Genomic DNA, 16,000 nt, shown 5'->3' with positions numbered 1-16,000 from the left:
GGGTCCGTGAAGCCGTCAGCCGCTGCGAAGGGCCCAGCGTTGATTGCGGCGACCCCCATCACAATCCGGCGCTGGCCCGCGCCGCCCTGGCCGCCCGCCGGGCGGGCGCGGACGACGCGGACATCCTGCGCGCCATCAACGGCGAATCATTCGAGGCCGCCGCCCTGCCCGTCCGGCCGGAAGCGCCCTGGCTGGCCCTCGGCCATCGCGATCTGACGGCCTCCGGCGCGCCGGAGGCGCTGCTGGCGGCGACCGGCGGCCTGGACGGCGACCTCGTGCTGACCTTCGACCCCGAGACCGCCGACCGCCTTGCCGGGGCGGCCCGCGCCCCGGGCGTCCTGATCAGCCTGACGGCCCTGCGCGAGCTGACGGGCGACAGCTTCGACCCCGCTCTGGGCGAACTGGTCCGGCTCTGGTCTGACGCCCTGAAACGCGACGGACAGGGGGGGATGTCGATTGGCTTCGCGGACCTCGCCGATCTGGTCCTGGCCGAGGGCGCGCCGGATCCATCCGCGCGAGCCGGCGCCCTGGCCGCGATGGTGTCGAAGGCCGCCGGAGCGGTCAGCCTTTTCGTGGCGGACCCGGAGGCCATGCTGCGGCTGGGCGCCTCGCCGCTGCGGGCCCTCGAGTCGTTCGAGACCGGGGACGCGGAGATCGCGGTCCGGCTGCGGCCGTCCATGGCCGCGGCCATCGCGGCGGCCGGCGGGGATGTCGAGGCGGCGGAGCGACACCTGCTGGGCCGCCGGACCCTGGTGGACTCACCCGCGATCGACCACGGCGCCCTTCGTGCGCTCGGCTTCACCGAAGTGGAGCTGGAAGGGATCGAAATGGCCCTCGCCGCCGTGGATCGTCTGGCGGACGCCTTCCGCGCGCCCGTCCTCGATCCGGGCTTCGTGCGGGATGTTCTCGGCGTTGAGGATGATGCGGGAACCTTCCTGCTATCCCGCCTCGGGTTTTCAGATAAAGATATTGAAGAGGCGCAGCTTTATACCTTTGGAGCGGGCGACCTGTGTCGATGGGAAGCGGCGCCGGAAGCCGTGTCGGACCGCCTCGCCGACCCGCAAGCGTTCGAGGCGTCGATGCGGGGCGCGCTGGAGCCCTTCAGCGCCACGCCGGACCTGACGCCGATCCCGTTGCCCTGGAACGCCACGCCCGTCCAGGGCGCGCGACTGCTGGCGGACGCCGCCCGGGAGGGCCGCCGGGCGGTCCGTCTTCGTCGCGACGCCCCGCCTCCCGGCCCGCTCCTGGACCTGCCGGACAGCGCCGCGCAAGACCGCGAACGCCGCCGCGAACCGGAGGCGAAGGCGATCGAGCGCGTCGTGGAGAAGGTCATCGAGCGCGACCGCACCCGCCGCAAACTGCCCGATCGCCGCAAGGGCTATATCCAGAAGGCGGCCGTCGGCGGCCACAAGGTCTACATCCACACCGGCGAATACGAGGACGGCGAGCTCGGTGAAATCTTCATCGACATGCACAAGGAAGGCGCTGCTTTCCGAAGCCTTATGAACAACTTCGCGATCGCGATTTCCATCGGACTTCAATACGGCGTGCCGCTGGACGAGTTCGTGGACGCCTTCGTCTTCACCCGGTTCGAGCCCGCCGGCCGGGTCACCGGCAACGACTCGATCAAGTCCGCGACCTCGATCCTCGACTACATCTTCCGCGAACTGGGCGTCTCCTATCTGGACCGGCAGGAGCTGGCCAATGCGGACGCGGGGACCGGTGACGGACTGGGCGGCGGCGAGGGCGAGGCGCCGGAGACGGTTCCGGCGGCCCGCTTCATCTCGAAGGGATTCGCCCGGGGCGCGGCGCCCGACAATCTGGTCGTTCTTCCCTTCGGGCAAAAGAAGGATAGCGCGCCGACGCCGACCTCCGCGGCGAACGAGGCCACGGCCTGCCCGTCCTGCGGCGATCTGGCGCTCCAGCAACGCGGCGCCGGCTGGGTCTGCGACACCTGCGGCGCCTCGCCGTCGATGCAGGGTTAATCAACGAATTGCCATCACACTGTCGGCGCTCACCCGAACGCCGGAGACCGAGGATGAAGCCTGCCCTGACCGTTGCGGCCCTTTGCCTGGCCCTCGCGACCCCCGCCGCCGCCCAGAACGCGGGACAGATCGCCAGCGTCCAGCGCGGCGCCAACTGCCCCGGCTGCAACCTGTTCCAGGCCCCCCTGTCCGGTCTTGAGCGCAGCGGCCTGAACCTGGCGGGCGCGCGCCTCCGGCAGGCGGACCTGAGCCTGACGGTCATGAACCGCACCCGATTCGCCAACGCCGACCTGCGGGACGTCGAGGCCTACGGCGGCGTCTTCTCTAGCTCCAACTTCAGCGGCGCCAACCTGACCAACGCCAGCTTCGTCGGGGCCTATCTGGACGGGTCGGCCTTCAGCGGCGCGACCCTGACCGGCGCGAATTTCTCCGGAGCCTCGCTGCAGCGGGCGACAGGCCTGACCCAGACCCGTCTCAACCAGGCCTGCGGCGACGAGGCGACCCGGCTGCCGCGCGGCCTGTCCATTCCCCGCTGCTGATCGGCCATCGACGTTACACCGATTTAAGTAGGGTTCTTCGAGGTTTGGCGGCATGAAGGTGACGTGAAACAGATCGCCCGCCTCCCTGTTCGTCGCTTCAAGGCTCCCGGCATCGCCGCCGCGGCCCTGATCGGCGCCCTGTGCGCGGCCACGCCGGCGGCGGCGGAGATCACCATCCAGTTCCAGGATCGCGGCGACGTCGCCCGCATGGTTTCGCTGGGCGGGTCCTGCAATCGCTGCGAGCTGTCCGGGCGTGACCTGACCGGCGCCGCCTTCACCGGTGCGACCTTCACCAACGCCACACTGGTGGGCGCCAATCTGCGAGGCGCCGAGCTGATCGGGTCGAACTTCTCCGGCAGCGACTTCTCGCGCGCCAATCTGAGCGGGGCCGAGCTGGTCGGGGCCAATTTCACGGGCGCGAACTTCAACAACGCCACCCTGACCGGCGTGTCCGCCATGGGCGCCACCCTGGTGCGGGTGAGGATGGATCGTGCGGATGCGACGGGTGCGGAGCTGAACGGCGCCAATCTGAACGGCGCCAACCTCAGCGGAACCAATTTCAACGGCGCCGAGATCAGCGCCGCCACCCTGGCCAACGTCAACGCCCGGGGGGCCAATTTCCGCGGCGCCGAGATGGGCATGTCCAATCTGAGCGCCGGCGACTTCCGCAGCGCCGACTTCCGGGGTGCGGAGCTGAACGGCGCCCGCCTGACCGGCGGCCAGTTCTCGGGCGCCAATTTCTCGGATGCCGAGCTGAACCGCGCCGATATCCGGGGGGCTGACCTTTCGGATGCGCGGGGCCTGACCCAGGAACAGGTCGGACGGGCTTGCGGCGACGCCGCGACCCGTCTGCCGGGCCGTCTGACCGCCCGCACCTGCCGGGGCATCTCGACCATCCGGGTGACGCCCGCGCCGCCGGCCGCGCCCTCGCCCCCTGCCCCGCCGAGGGTGCGCAACTTCGTGGTCGCGAGCGGTCACTAGGCAAGACAAAGGCCCCGTTCGAAGGAACGGGGCCTTTTCTGTTTCCGGACGGTTTTCCAACGGAACCGAGGGGCCCTGGCCCCCGATCGCCTAGACCTTGATAGGAAGGGCCGTGCGGATGTGGACGTCCTTGAGCTGACGCTCCTGCGCCTCGGTCGGGGCGTTCATCAGCAGGTCCTCGCCCTGCTGGTTCAGCGGGAAGGCGATGACCTCGCGGATGGCGGTTTCACCGGCCAGCAGCATGACGATGCGGTCGATGCCGGGGGCCAGACCGCCGTGCGGCGGCGCGCCGTAGCGGAAGGCGTTCAGCATGCCGCCGAACTGCTCCTCGACGACCGAGGCGTCGTAGCCGGCGATGCCGAAGGCCTTGAGCATGATCTCGGCCTTGTGGTTCCGGATCGCGCCCGAGCAGAGCTCATAGCCGTTACAGACGATGTCGTACTGGTAGGCGCGGATGGTCAGCGGGTCCTGGGTCTCCAGGGCCTCCAGACCGCCCTGCGGCATCGAGAACGGGTTGTGCGAGAAGTCGACCTTCTTCTCTTCCTCCGACCATTCGAACATCGGGAAGTCGACGATCCAGCAGAATTTGAACTGGTTCTCGTCGATCAGCTTCAGCTCCGTGCCGACGCGGGTGCGGGCCAGGCCGGCGAATTTGGCGAAGACCGACGGCAGGCCGGCGGCGAAGAAGGCGGCGTCGCCCTTGCCCAGACCCAGCGCGGTCATCAGGGCCTCGGTCGGCTCCTGACCCAGGTTCTTGGCGATCGGGCCGCCCCAGGCGCCCTGGTCGTCCGACCAGAAGATGTAACCGAGGCCCGGCTGGCCCTCGCCCTGGGCCCACGAGTTCATCCGGTCGCAGAAGGCGCGCGAGCCGCCGGTCGGGGCCGGGATGGCCCATACCGCGTTCTTCGCGTCCGCCGCGAGGATCTTGTTGAACAGGCCGAAGCCGCCGTCTCGGAAGTGCTCCGAGACGTCCTGCATCTTGATCGGGTTGCGGGTGTCCGGTTTGTCGGTGCCGTACCAGGCCATCGACTGGGCGTAGGTCAGGCGCTGGAAGCCGCCGTGCTCGAACTGCTCGCCGAAATCGTTGGTGAAGGTGTGCTTGCCCGAGATCGAGGACACCGGCTTGCCCTCGGCGAACTCCTCGAACACGCCGTGCATGACGGGTTCGATGGCGGCGAAGACGTCTTCCTGGGTGACGAAGCTCATCTCGACGTCGAGCTGGTAGAATTCCAGCGACCGGTCGGCGCGCAGGTCCTCATCGCGGAAGCAGGGCGCGATCTGGAAATAGCGGTCGAAGCCCGAGACCATGAGCAGCTGCTTGAACTGCTGCGGGGCCTGCGGCAGCGCGTAGAACTTGCCCGGGTGCAGGCGCGACGGGACGAGGAAGTCCCGGGCCCCTTCCGGCGACGAGGCCGTCAGGATCGGGGTCTGGTACTCCAGGAAGCCCTGACCGACCATGCGCTGGCGGATCGAGGAGATCACCTTCGAGCGCAGGACGATGTTCCTGTGAAGACGCTCGCGACGCAGGTCGAGGAAGCGGTTCTGCAGGCGGATTTCCTCCGGGTATTCCTGATCGCCGAAGACCGGCATCGGCAGTTCGGCGGCCTCCGACAGGACCTCGATGCCCGCGACGCGGACCTCGATCTCGCCGGTCGGCAGGTTCGGGTTCACGACCGAGGCGTCGCGGGCGATGACCTCGCCGTCGACGCGGATCACGCTTTCGGCGCGCAGGCGCTCGACGAGGTCGAAGCCCGGGGTCTCCGGGTGCAGGACCAACTGGGTCAGGCCGTAGTGATCACGCAGGTCGATGAACAGCAGGCCGCCGTGGTCGCGCTTGCGGTGCACCCAGCCCGACAGGCGGACATTGGCGCCGGCGTCCGTCAGACGGAGGGCGCCGCAGGTGTGGGAGCGATAGGCGTGCATGGTCGGTTCGATCTGGATTCGGGCCCGCGAAGGGCGGAATTCGGGAGGGGCGGAAAGGCGCATTTTAGCCCCTGAAAGTCAAGGTGGGAGGCGTTTCGACCGCCTCCTGTTCCCGTCCGGTCAATGCGATCCACAGCCCTCGCCGTTCCGTCCACGGAGGACAGCGCCGGCGCGGTCGCGAAAGCGCCGCTTCTGCTATGGTGAACGGGATGACGACCCGTCCGCCCGCCTTCGATCAGATGCGTCTTCCCCTCCAGAGCGACCTGCCGGAGGGTCCGTTTGTCGTCTCCGACTGCAACCGCGCCGCCGTCGAGGCGCTGGCGGACTGGCCCAGCCTCATCGGCGGGGTCATGGCCGTCTGCGGTCCGGCGGGGAGCGGCAAAAGTCGTCTGGGGCAGATGTGGGCCGAGCGGGTCGGCGCGGTCGCGGTTCACGGCGAGGAAGCCGCCCTCATCGACCCGATGGAGATCGAGGGCCGTCCTGTCCTGCTGGACCGGGCTATGGACACCGACGACGAGACCCTGTTCCACCTGATCAACCTGGCCCAGCTTCCGGGCGGGGCCATGCTGATGATTTCGCGCCCTGCCCCGTCGGCCTGGGACGTCGAATTGCCGGACCTGCGCTCGCGGCTGGACGCCGTCATCAGCGTGCCGGTGGAGGCGCCCGACGACGCGGTTCTGGCCGCCATGCTGGAGGCCCGCTTCGCCGAACGCGGCATCCGCCCGGCCAAGGACGTCATCCCCTACCTGCTGCGCCGCATCGACCGCTCGGCGGCGGCGGCGGAGGCCGTGGTCGAGCGGCTGGACGCCCTGCACCGCCCGGTGACGCGGGCGCTGGCGCGGGAGGCGCTGGAGGGCGGGAATGAGAGCGGGGAGCTGTTCGAGTAGCCGTCTCCGAACCGCCTTAACCCTGTCGTCCCCGTTCAGACCGGGTTCATGGCGGAAGTCCCAATCTGTGACTTCAGTCGGGTTCTTCCTGCAGAGGAGACGCAAGATGAAGATGACCAAGCCCCTGATCGCCGGTCTGGCCGGTTTGATGGCCCTGTCGGCGCCGATGGCCGCCTCCGCCCAGTCGTGGCGCGGTGATCGCGACCGTGACGGCCGCTACGAGCGCTGGGAGCGCCGGGAGGACCGTCGCGACCATCGCCGTTATGAGCGCGACCAGCGCCGTTGGGAACGCGAACAACGTCGGGAGTACCGCCGCTGGACACGCGGCCAAACCATTCCGCGCGACTATCGCAGCCGCTGGTACGTTCGTGACTATCAACGCTACGGCTACCGCACCCCGCCGCGCGGCTACGGCTACTACCGCACCGACACCGGTGACGTGGTGATGGCCGCGATCGCCACCGGCGTGATCATCTCGCTGCTGAACCGCTAGGGAGTCAGCCGGCCTGAAAAAAAGCCCGTCCGGGGAGACCCGGGCGGGCTTTTGCATGGGTCAGCGGCGCAGGGCCTCGAAGCCGCCGGTGAAGACGGCTTCCATGGCGTCGCAGATGGCGATCATCTCGGACGACCGGCACAGGCCGTTCGACAGGGCGTCGATCCGGCCGGTCTGTGCCAGCGACAGGGTCAGGGCGCCCGACAGCAGGTGATAGAACCAGAACAATTGGCGCTCTGACGTCTCGGGAGAGACCCGGCGCAGCAGGTCGATGAAGCGGTGGATCACCGGGTCGAAATGCTGGTGCATCGCGTCGCCGCCCCAGACCGGGGTGTTGTTCACCTGCGCGACCAGCGCCGCATAGCTCAGCCAGGCCGGGTCGCCCTGGTCCAGCAACTCGAACAGCGGGCGAAGGAAGGCGTCCAGCACCCCGCGCACTGTCATGGCGTCGCCCAGAGTCTCCTCATAGCGATCCAGACTGTTCAGACGCATGGTGTTCACCACCTCGGCCCGGCGACCGAAGGTGGCGGTGAACAGCTTCGCCTTGTCCTCGAAATAGTAGTGGACCAGCGCCGTATCGACGCCCGCCTCGGCGGCGACAGCCTTGAGGGTGACGCCATGCAGGCCGTCGCGGGCGAACAGGCGTTCGGCGGCGTCAAGAATGCGCCCGGTCGTCTCCTCGCGCCGCTGGGCCTTGGGCTTCAGCGGTACCTTGGGACGGGGCGTTCTGGCGCGGGGCGGATTGGCCTTTGAAGCCGAAGTCCGGGCGGCGGTGTCGGTCGTCATCAACCCCTTGTACCCGAGAACAGGGTTCTCAGGCGATCCCGCGTGCGCAGCAACAGGATCAGCAGCTTGGCCTTGCGCTCGTGATGGTCCAGCGCTCGCTGCCACCAGCCGCGCCGCAGGACGCCGCCGGGGGTGTGGTCGAAGACCATCCAGTCGTCCGTGCGGCTGTCATAGGCCGGCCAGTCCGCGCCGGGGACGCCGTCGCGGGCGAAGGCGATCCAGCGGGCGTGCATCCCGGCGCTCACGGCGCGGTCGGTGTCGCTGGCGGGCGGGGAGCCGTCGGGACGGTGATCCAGCGTTTCGAAGACGTGGAAGATCTCGGCGGCGTGGTCGGCGCGGGATTTCTGGTCCCGTTTGGCGTCTTCCACATAGTCGAAGGCGTAGAGCCAGGCCCTAGACCTGCGCGGCCGCGAGGCGATCCAGCGGGCGGGCCCGGCGAAGCCGAAGTCGCGGAACCCGAGGCGGATCAGTTGCTCCTCATCGCCCTTCGCCTCGGGGTAGAGGCGCGCGAGGGCGGCGTTGGGCCTGATCATCCGGCCGAACCGTTGGAGCCCGCCGCCGTAGTTGAGCAGGGAGTCCTCGCCGCTGTTCACCCCGATCATCAGCGGCACGTCGGCGAAATCGCCCCTGGCCCACGACGAGATCGGATCGCGGGTCAGAAGGCGGCCGTCGATAACCGGGCCGAAGCCGGACTCGATGGCGGTCAGTTGTCCGGCGGGCACGGCCCGCAGGGCGGCGGCGTCCGGATCGGTCAGGCCCAGAGCCGTCGCCGTGGCCAAGCCCTTCGCCTCGGCCGCCTTGAGGGGCGCAGCGGGCAGCCAGCCGCCGCCGGACTGGACGATGGCCTTGTGGAACAGCCCCCTCGCCCGTCCGGCCGTCATCAGCGCCAGAATGTCGATGCCGCCGGCGGACTCGCCGAACAGGGTGACGTTGGCGGGGTCGCCGCCGAAGACGGCGATGTTGTCGCGCACCCATTCCAGCACCGCGATCTGGTCCAGCAGGCCCGGCGCACCCAGCGGCTCATCGGCGGGCGTCGCGGCCGTCAGGGCCGGATGGGCGAAGAAGCCGAGCTGGCCCAGACGGTAGTTTGCCGTGACCAGCACCACGCCGTCGCGGGCGAAGGCGGCGCCGTCATAGAAGGGCAGCGACCCCGCCCCCATCCGGTTCGACCCGCCATGCAGCCAGACCATCACGGGCGCGCCGCGCGCCGCGATGGGCGCCCAGAGATTCAGGGTCAGGCAGTCTTCGGACGTCGGCTCGGGCGCGCCACCGATGCTGACGATGTCGGCGACGTCGGACGGCCCGGCCTGCGGCGGGGCGAGGCCGAAGGTCGCAGCGTCACGCTCGCCGTCCCATGCGAGACAGGGGCGCGGCGCCCGCCAGCGCAGATCTCCGACCGGGGGGCGGGCATAGGGTACGCCGCGCCAGACATGGGCCGCACCCTCGCGCCGTCCCCGCAGGGCTCCGGCCTGTACGCGCACGACGGGCGAGGCTTCGCCGGTGTTGATCGGGTCCATCTGTTTCCATCCCGGCGCGATCTGCGTCGCGCTCAAGCCCTTCAATGACCTTCACACTGTGACCCCGCAAAACCGGTTTGCAAACATCATTCATGCGAAAATGAAGAATGTTGACAGCGTGGCTGTTCGTGGTCACCGTCCCCTCAACCAGACCAGCGGCGATCAACGACCGCGCATGGATGAGGAAACAGACCGATGCGGAAGACAGGACAATTGCGTCTGGCGCTGATGAGCAGCGTCTTTCTGGCGGCGCCGCTCTTCGCGGCCCCCGCCCAGGCCCAGGACGCGGCGAGCGAGCAGCCCCAGGCCTCCGACCTCGGCGAACTCGTCGTTACGGCCCGTCGCCGGGAGGAAACGCTGAAGGACGTGCCGGTCGCCGTGACCGCGGTCAGCGCCGAGCGTCTGGAGCAGACCGGCTCCGTGGACATTACGGCGCTGCAGCAACAGACGCCGAACGCCACCGTGCAGGTCGCGCGCGGCACCAATTCGACCCTGACCACCTTCATCCGCGGCGTCGGCCAGCAGGACCCGCTGTGGGGCTTCGAGCCGGGCGTTGGGCTGTATGTCGACGACATCTACATCGCCCGTCCGCAGGGCGCGGTGCTGGACATCTTCGACATCCAGCGGCTGGAGGTTCTGCGCGGGCCGCAAGGCACCCTGTACGGCCGCAACACCATCGGCGGCGCGATCAAGTACGTGACCAAGCGGCTGTCGCAGGAACCGGAACTGACCCTGCGCGGGGCCTACGGCAGCTACAACCAGGTCGACCTGATCGCCTCGGGCTCGACCCCGATCACCGACAGCCTGCGGATCGGCGGCGCGTTGGCCCGATACACCCGCGACGGTTACGGCACGAACCTGACCACGGGCGCCGAGCACTACAACAAGGACGTCACCGCGGCCCGCGTGAGCCTGGAGTGGACGCCGACCGACACCCTGTTCTTCCGCCTCGCCGGCGACATCACCGAGGACGAGTCCAACGCCCGTCACGGCTACCGTATCGTCGCGCCGTCTCCGGACAGCGTCTACGACACCCGCGCCGGCATCGGCGACGAGGGCTATGTCCGCACGCGCGGCCTGTCGTTCACCGGCGAGTGGCAGGCCACCGACAACCTGACCTTCAAGTCGGTGACCGCCTGGCGTGACGGCGACACCAAGGGCGACGGCATCGACTTCGACGGCCTGCCGCAGCCGATCCTCGACATCCCCGGCTACTACGCCGACAGCCAGTTCACCCAGGAGTTCCAACTGCTGTTCCAGGGCGATCGCTGGAACGGCGTGGCCGGCGTCTTCTACATGGACGCCTCGGCCGAAGGCGCGTTCGACACCGTCATCGGCCTGTATCCCAGCCTCGGGCCCGGGCTGCCGTCGGGTCTGACCACCTATACCGGCGGCAAGGTCGACACCGAGAGCTTCGCCGTGTTCGCCGACTTCAGCTACGAAATCACCGACCAGCTGTCGGTCTCGGTCGGCGGGCGCTGGACGCGTGACGAAAAGAGCGTGACCCAGCTTCGCCAGAACTATCTGGGCGTCCGCAGCCCGGTCTTCGGAAACGCGGGCGCCATTCCGGCTGGTCCGCCGTCGACCAACTACAGCGCTTCGGACAGCTATTCGGAGTTCACCCCGCGGGTCAGCGCCAGCTACAAATTCACGCCCGAGCTGACCGGTTATGTCTCGTACGGACGCGGCTTCAAGTCGGGCGGCTTCGACATGCGCGGCGACGCCTCTCTGTATCCGGACACCATCAACGGCTACCAGCCGGAGCTGGTCGACACCTATGAAATCGGCCTGAAGGGCTCGCTGTTCGACCGTCGCATCAACTTCGCCTCGGCCCTGTTCAAGTCGGAGTACACCGACCAGCAGATCACCTCGCAGTTCTTCATCCCGCCCGCCTCGGTCGTCAGCTTCGTCGACAACGCCGGTTCGAGCGAGATCTGGGGCTGGGAGCTGGAAGCCAGCGCCCGGATCACCGACAACTTCATCCCGCGCCTGACGCTGGGGTACCTGGACGCGCAGTTCAATGACTTCGTGACCTTCAACCCGCTGACCGGCCTGCGCGAGAACATGGCCGACCAGCGCGAATTCCAGAACACGCCGGACTGGACCGCCTCGGTGGCCCTGCCCTACAGCGTCGATCTGGGCGAAAGCGGATCGATCATCTTCACGCCGACCGCCTCGTATCGCGGCGCGACCCAGATGTTCGAGACGGCCATCCCGCTGCTCGATCAGGGTTCGTACTGGCTCTACGACGCGACCCTGATGTGGACGGCGGCCGATGGCCGTTACCGCGTCAGCCTGGCCGGCCGGAACCTCGGCGACGAGCGCTATCGCGCCGGCGGCTACAACTTCCCGGGCGCGATCACCGGCGACTCTGTCATCGGTTTCTACGGCGCGCCCCGCACCGTAACCCTGAGCCTGACCGCCTCCTTCTGAGCGGTCAGGTCCAAACTGCGCCGGGGTTGCGAAAGCGGCCCCGGCGTCCTGTTTTCAGACGATGATCAGACAAAAGGCCCGCCCGGAGCGATCCGGACGGGCCTTTGGCTTGTGTGATTTAAGCCGAAGATCAGAGGCCCAGCTTGGCCTTCAGGATGTCGTTGACCGCGGCCGGGTTGGCCTTGCCGCCGGTCGCCTTCATGACCTGACCGACGAACCAGCCGATGGCCTGGGGCTTCTCGGCGACGGCGGCGGCCTTGTCCGGGTTGGCCGCGATGATCTCGTCGACGGCCTTCTCGATGGCGCCGGTGTCGGTGACCTGCTTGAGGCCGTGCTTCTCGACGACCTCGGCAGGGCTGCCCTCGCCGTTCCAGACGTGGTCGAAGACTTCCTTGGCGATCTTGGACGAGATGACACTGGTCTCGATCAGCTCGACCAGTTGGTTCACATGGGCGGCGGGCAACGGGTTCTCGCTGAACTCCTTGCCGTCAGCGGCCAGACGGGCCGACAGCTCGTTGGTCACCCAGTTGGACACCAGCTTGGCGTCACGCCCCTTGGCGGCTTCCTCGAAATAGTCGGCCTTGGCCTGATCCGAGATCAGCACCACGGCGTCGTATTGCGACAGACCGTACTGGCTCATCAGGCGACGGCGCTTCTCGTCCGGCAGTTCCGGCAGGTTGGCCTTGATCTCGTCGATCCACGCCTGTTCCAGCTCGAGCGGCAGCAGGTCGGGGTCTGGGAAGTAGCGATAGTCCATCGCCTCTTCCTTGGAGCGCATCGAGCGGGTCTCGCCGGCGGTCGGATCGTAGAGGCGGGTCTCCTGATCGATCTTGCCGCCGTCCTCGATGATCTCGATCTGGCGGCGCGCCTCATACTGGATGGCCTGCGAGATGAAGCGGAACGAGTTGACGTTCTTGATCTCGCAGCGGGTGCCCAGGAAGCTGAAGTCGCCGGTTTCCTTGAACCTGTCGTAGTTGCCCGCGCGGCAGACCGAGACGTTCACGTCGGCGCGCAGGTTGCCCTTCTCCATGTCCCCGTCGCAGGTGCCCAGGTACATCAGGATGGTGCGGATCTTCTTGACGTAGGCGACGGCCTCTTCGGGCGAACGGATGTCCGGACGCGAGACGATCTCCATCAGGGCGGTGCCCGCGCGGTTCAGGTCGACGAAGGATTCGGTCGGCGACAGGTCGTGGATCAGCTTGCCCGCGTCCTGTTCCAGGTGCAGGCGCTCGATGCCGACGTTGAAGAAGCTGCCGTCCTCGGCCTCGACCTCGACCACGCCCTCGCCGACGATCGGGTAGAAGAGCTGGCTGATCTGATAGCCGGTGGGCAGGTCGGGATAGAAGTAGTTCTTGCGGTCGAACTGGCTGCGCAGGTTGATCTGCGCCTTCAGGCCCAGGCCCGACTTCACCGCCTGTTCGACGCAGTGTTTGTTCAGCGTCGGCAGCATGCCGGGGAAGCCGGCGTCGACCAGCGACACCTGCTCGTTCGGACCCGCGCCGAAGCCGACGGCGGCGCCGGAAAACAACTTGGCCTTCGAGGCCACCTGGGCGTGGATTTCCAGCCCCATGACGATTTCCCAGTCGCCGGTGCGGCCCTTGATGGTCTTCGTGGTCGAAACAGTGTCGGTCATGCGGTCCAGATGGCCTACCGGCCGGGCGCGGTCAAGAAATCGACGGGCTGAAATCACCGTGTGACATGGCTTTCGACGGATCGCGGGGTCTGTCACGTTCATTGTTTGTCGTGAACCGCATCGAGGCCGCCATGACCCGCTCCGGACCGCTGGACGCCGCCCTGGCCCTGACCCGTTTCGGCATGGGGGCGAAGCCGGGGGAGATCGCGGCGATCACGCCGGACCCCCGGGGCTGGCTGGAGGCTCAGGCCCGGCCGGGCGGCGCGCCGGTTCCGGCGGGGGAGTTCGAGACCTCGGACCAGCGCGTGGCGCGCTATCAGACCTATCTGGTCGAGGCGTCCGAGGCCCGCAGGGTTCGCCGGGACGCGTCTCCGGCTCCCGCAATGACGCCCCCTTCGTCGCCGGGAAACGAGCTGGCGGATTCGCGCGCCCAGGCCGCCTTCGACGCCCGGCGCGAACTGACCCGCGAGACCGCCGAGGAATTCCTCGCGCGGGCCCGCCTCGGCGCGACGACCGATGCGGGCTTCGCCGAGCGCTGGAGTCTGTTCTGGGCCAACGCCTTCACCGCCTCGGCGACCAAATTCCAGACGGCGGTGTTCCTGGGGCAGTACGAACGGGAGGCGATCCGCCCCCATGTGTTCGGCCGCTTCGAGGATCTGGCGCAGGCCGCCGAAAGCCATCCCGCCATGCTGCTGTATCTGGACCAGGCCCAGTCGGTCGGGCCGAACAGCGTGGCCGGGGAACGGCGGGAGGCGGGGCTGAACGAGAACCTGGCCCGGGAGATTCTCGAACTGCACACCGTCGGCGCTGACGGCGGCTACAGCCAGGCCGACGTCACCGAGTTCGCCCGGGCCCTGACCGGCTGGTCCCTCCCCCGCCCCGAGCGGTCGGCGCAGGGACGGGGGCGTCGCGCGGCGATGCGCGCGGGGCAGCGCGGCGAGAACGGCTTCAGCTTCCTGCCGGTCGTGCACGAGCCCGGTGAGCGCACGGTGATGGGGCGTCGCTATCCGGCGGGCGGGGTCGATCAGGGCCGCGCCATCCTGTCGGACCTGGCGAACCGGCCGGAGACGGCGAGGCGGCTGGCGCGGCGGATCGCGACCCATTTCGTCGCCGACGCGCCGTCCGACGACCTCGTCACCGCACTGGAGCGGGCCTGGACCGGCTCCCGCGGGGACCTCGCGGTCGTGGCCAGGGCCCTGGTCACCCATCCGGCCAGCTGGGCGCCCGAGGCGGTCAAGATGAAGACGCCCTATGAGTTCATGGTCTCGGCGCACCGGGCGATGGGGACGCAGCCGCGCCGGGTTCCGCAGCTCCAGCAGGCGCTGGTGCAGATGGGGCAGCCGGCCTGGGCCGCGCCTTCCCCCGAGGGCTGGCCCGACACGGCCGCGGACTGGGCGGGCCCCGATGCGCTGGTCAAGCGACTGAACTGGGCCAAGACGGTCGGCGACATGGCGACGGTCCCGGACGCGGTCGCCCTCGCCGACGGCGCCCTCGGTGCGCGGCTGAGTGATCGCAGCCGGCAGTTCATCGCCCGGGCGGAGAGCCGGGCCGAGGCCGTCACCCTCTTCCTCATGTCGCCGGAGTTCCAGCGCCGATGACCGATCTGATGATGAACCGCCGCCTGCTGCTGGGCGGCTCCATGGCCGGGATCGGCCTGGCCTTCGCCGGGCAGACGCGGGCGCAGGCGCGCGGACCCCGGCCCAAGCTGGTGGTGGTGATCGCGCGCGGCGCCATGGACGGCCTGTCCGTGACCGTGCCGACGGGCGACCCGAACTACCGCGCCCTGCGCGGCGGACTGGCGATCGACAACGCCCTGGCGATGCGGGACGGCTTCGGTCTTCATCCCGCCCTGCCCGGCCTCAAGGCGATGTATGACGCGGGCCAGCTGCGCTTCGCCCCGGCGGCCGCGATCCCGGTGCGGGTGCGGTCGCATTTCGACGCCCAGGACGTTCTGGAGAACGGCGGCGAAAGCCTGCGCGAGCAGACCGACGGCTGGCTGAACCGGGCGCTCGCCGCCGCGGGCGGAGGGTCCTTCAGGGGGCTGTCGGTGGGCGCGCAGACGCCGCTGATCCTGCGGGGACCGGCGGAGACCTCCAGCTGGGCGCCGGGCGGCGAGGTCAAGGGCGAGGACCGCATCGCCTCCCTGCTGCAGGACCTCTACGTCTACGATCCGCTGCTGCAGGGCAATCTGGCGCGGGGGCTGGAGACCGAGGCCATGGCCGCCGAGGCGGGCGGAACCACCCTGCGCCGCAATGATGTGAACGGTCTGGGCCAGACGGTGGCCCGGCTGATGACCGGCGACAACGGCGCGGACGTGGTGGCCCTGAGTATCGACGGCTGGGACACCCACGCCCGCCAGACTGGCCAGCTTCAGACCCGGCTGACCGGGCTGGACCAGGTCATCGGCGGCCTGCACGACGGTCTCGGCGAGCAGTGGGCGAACACCCTGGTGGTGGTCGCGACCGAGTTCGGCCGTACGGCGCGCGCCAACGGGACCCAGGGCACCGACCATGGCACGGGTTCGTCCCTGCTGGTGGCGGGCGGTGCACTGAAACCCGGCGGAATGATCGGCGACTGGCCGACCCTGGCGGAGAACCGGCTGTTCGAAGGCCGGGATCTGGCCCCGACGATCGACGTGCGTTCGGTCTTCAAGGGGGTGCTGCGCGACCATCTGGGGGTGGACCGGGCCGCGCTGGACAACCGGGTCTTTCCCGGCAGCGCGGCCGAGGCGCCGACGCTGGACGGACTGGTCTGAACGAAAAACGGGGCGGCCGGAAAGCAGGAACCGGCCGCCCCTTTCGAGGTCGTTGCTCTCGGGGAGTA

The 16,000-nt window shown here is 68.9% G+C and carries 12 protein-coding genes; 8 read left to right on the top strand and 4 right to left on the bottom strand.

Features of this window, described 5'->3' with window-relative positions:
- The 3 genes from ACLQ7T_RS01465 to ACLQ7T_RS01455 all read left to right on the top strand — a co-directional run.
- Window positions 1-1,985, top strand: a 1,985-nt coding sequence (locus ACLQ7T_RS01465) for a TSCPD domain-containing protein (protein ID WP_420477793.1), incomplete at its 5' end; no start/stop codon positions are given.
- Window positions 1,986-2,038: 53 nt separating this feature from the next.
- Window positions 2,039-2,524 (top strand): pentapeptide repeat-containing protein, encoded by a 486-nt coding sequence (locus ACLQ7T_RS01460; protein WP_420477792.1) that lies wholly within the window; start codon window positions 2,039-2,041, stop codon window positions 2,522-2,524.
- A gap of 63 nt (window positions 2,525-2,587) precedes the next feature.
- The gene (locus ACLQ7T_RS01455; protein WP_420477791.1) at window positions 2,588-3,505 is read left to right on the top strand and encodes a pentapeptide repeat-containing protein; all 918 of its coding nucleotides are present in this window, start codon (window positions 2,588-2,590) and stop codon (window positions 3,503-3,505) included.
- A 90-nt stretch (window positions 3,506-3,595) separates the two neighbouring features.
- Here the strand turns inward: ACLQ7T_RS01455 and aspS are convergent, their stop codons facing one another.
- Window positions 3,596-5,428, bottom strand: a complete 1,833-nt coding sequence (aspS, locus tag ACLQ7T_RS01450) for an aspartate--tRNA ligase (RefSeq protein WP_420477800.1) — start codon at window positions 5,426-5,428, stop codon at window positions 3,596-3,598.
- A gap of 239 nt (window positions 5,429-5,667) precedes the next feature.
- Between aspS and ACLQ7T_RS01445 the strand changes: the two genes are divergently transcribed.
- A complete protein-coding gene (locus tag ACLQ7T_RS01445; protein WP_420477790.1) occupies window positions 5,668-6,315 on the top strand; it encodes a P-loop NTPase family protein in 648 nt (215 codons plus the stop codon).
- 106 nt (window positions 6,316-6,421) lie between these two features.
- A complete protein-coding gene (locus ACLQ7T_RS01440; RefSeq protein WP_420477789.1) occupies window positions 6,422-6,808 on the top strand; it encodes an RcnB family protein in 387 nt (128 codons plus the stop codon).
- Between the two features lie 60 nt (window positions 6,809-6,868).
- On the opposite strand, the gene ACLQ7T_RS01435 is transcribed toward ACLQ7T_RS01440, so the two are convergent.
- Together ACLQ7T_RS01435 and ACLQ7T_RS01430 are read right to left on the bottom strand one after the other, a co-directional pair.
- Window positions 6,869-7,594 (bottom strand): TetR/AcrR family transcriptional regulator, encoded by a 726-nt coding sequence (locus ACLQ7T_RS01435; RefSeq protein WP_420477788.1) that lies wholly within the window; start codon window positions 7,592-7,594, stop codon window positions 6,869-6,871.
- On the bottom strand, window positions 7,594-9,111 hold the full coding sequence (locus ACLQ7T_RS01430) for a carboxylesterase/lipase family protein (protein WP_420477787.1): 1,518 nt from the start codon (window positions 9,109-9,111) through the stop codon (window positions 7,594-7,596). The genes ACLQ7T_RS01435 and ACLQ7T_RS01430 overlap by 1 nt, the downstream gene beginning before the upstream one ends.
- 195 nt (window positions 9,112-9,306) lie before the next feature.
- Between ACLQ7T_RS01430 and ACLQ7T_RS01425 the strand changes: the two genes are divergently transcribed.
- Window positions 9,307-11,544 carry a TonB-dependent receptor gene (locus ACLQ7T_RS01425; protein WP_420477786.1) on the top strand — a complete coding sequence of 746 codons (2,238 nt, stop codon included), beginning with the start codon at window positions 9,307-9,309 and terminating at the stop codon, window positions 11,542-11,544.
- Window positions 11,545-11,674: 130 nt separating this feature from the next.
- Here ACLQ7T_RS01425 and gatB read toward each other — a convergent pair whose 3' ends face one another.
- Complete coding sequence (gene gatB / locus ACLQ7T_RS01420) at window positions 11,675-13,177, bottom strand: Asp-tRNA(Asn)/Glu-tRNA(Gln) amidotransferase subunit GatB (protein WP_420477785.1); 1,503 nt, start codon at window positions 13,175-13,177, stop codon at window positions 11,675-11,677.
- A gap of 110 nt (window positions 13,178-13,287) precedes the next feature.
- Between gatB and ACLQ7T_RS01415 the strand changes: the two genes are divergently transcribed.
- Complete coding sequence (locus tag ACLQ7T_RS01415; RefSeq protein ID WP_420477784.1) at window positions 13,288-14,775, top strand: DUF1800 domain-containing protein; 1,488 nt, start codon at window positions 13,288-13,290, stop codon at window positions 14,773-14,775.
- Complete coding sequence (locus tag ACLQ7T_RS01410; RefSeq protein ID WP_420477783.1) at window positions 14,772-15,932, top strand: DUF1501 domain-containing protein; 1,161 nt, start codon at window positions 14,772-14,774, stop codon at window positions 15,930-15,932. The genes ACLQ7T_RS01415 and ACLQ7T_RS01410 overlap by 4 nt, the downstream gene beginning before the upstream one ends.
- The last annotated feature ends 68 nt before the right edge of the window (window positions 15,933-16,000 follow it).

Origin of the sequence: Brevundimonas sediminis, from assembly GCF_048799765.1 — a bacterium.
GTDB lineage: Bacteria > Pseudomonadota > Alphaproteobacteria > Caulobacterales > Caulobacteraceae > Brevundimonas.
This window is presented reverse-complemented; position numbering and strand designations above follow the sequence as displayed.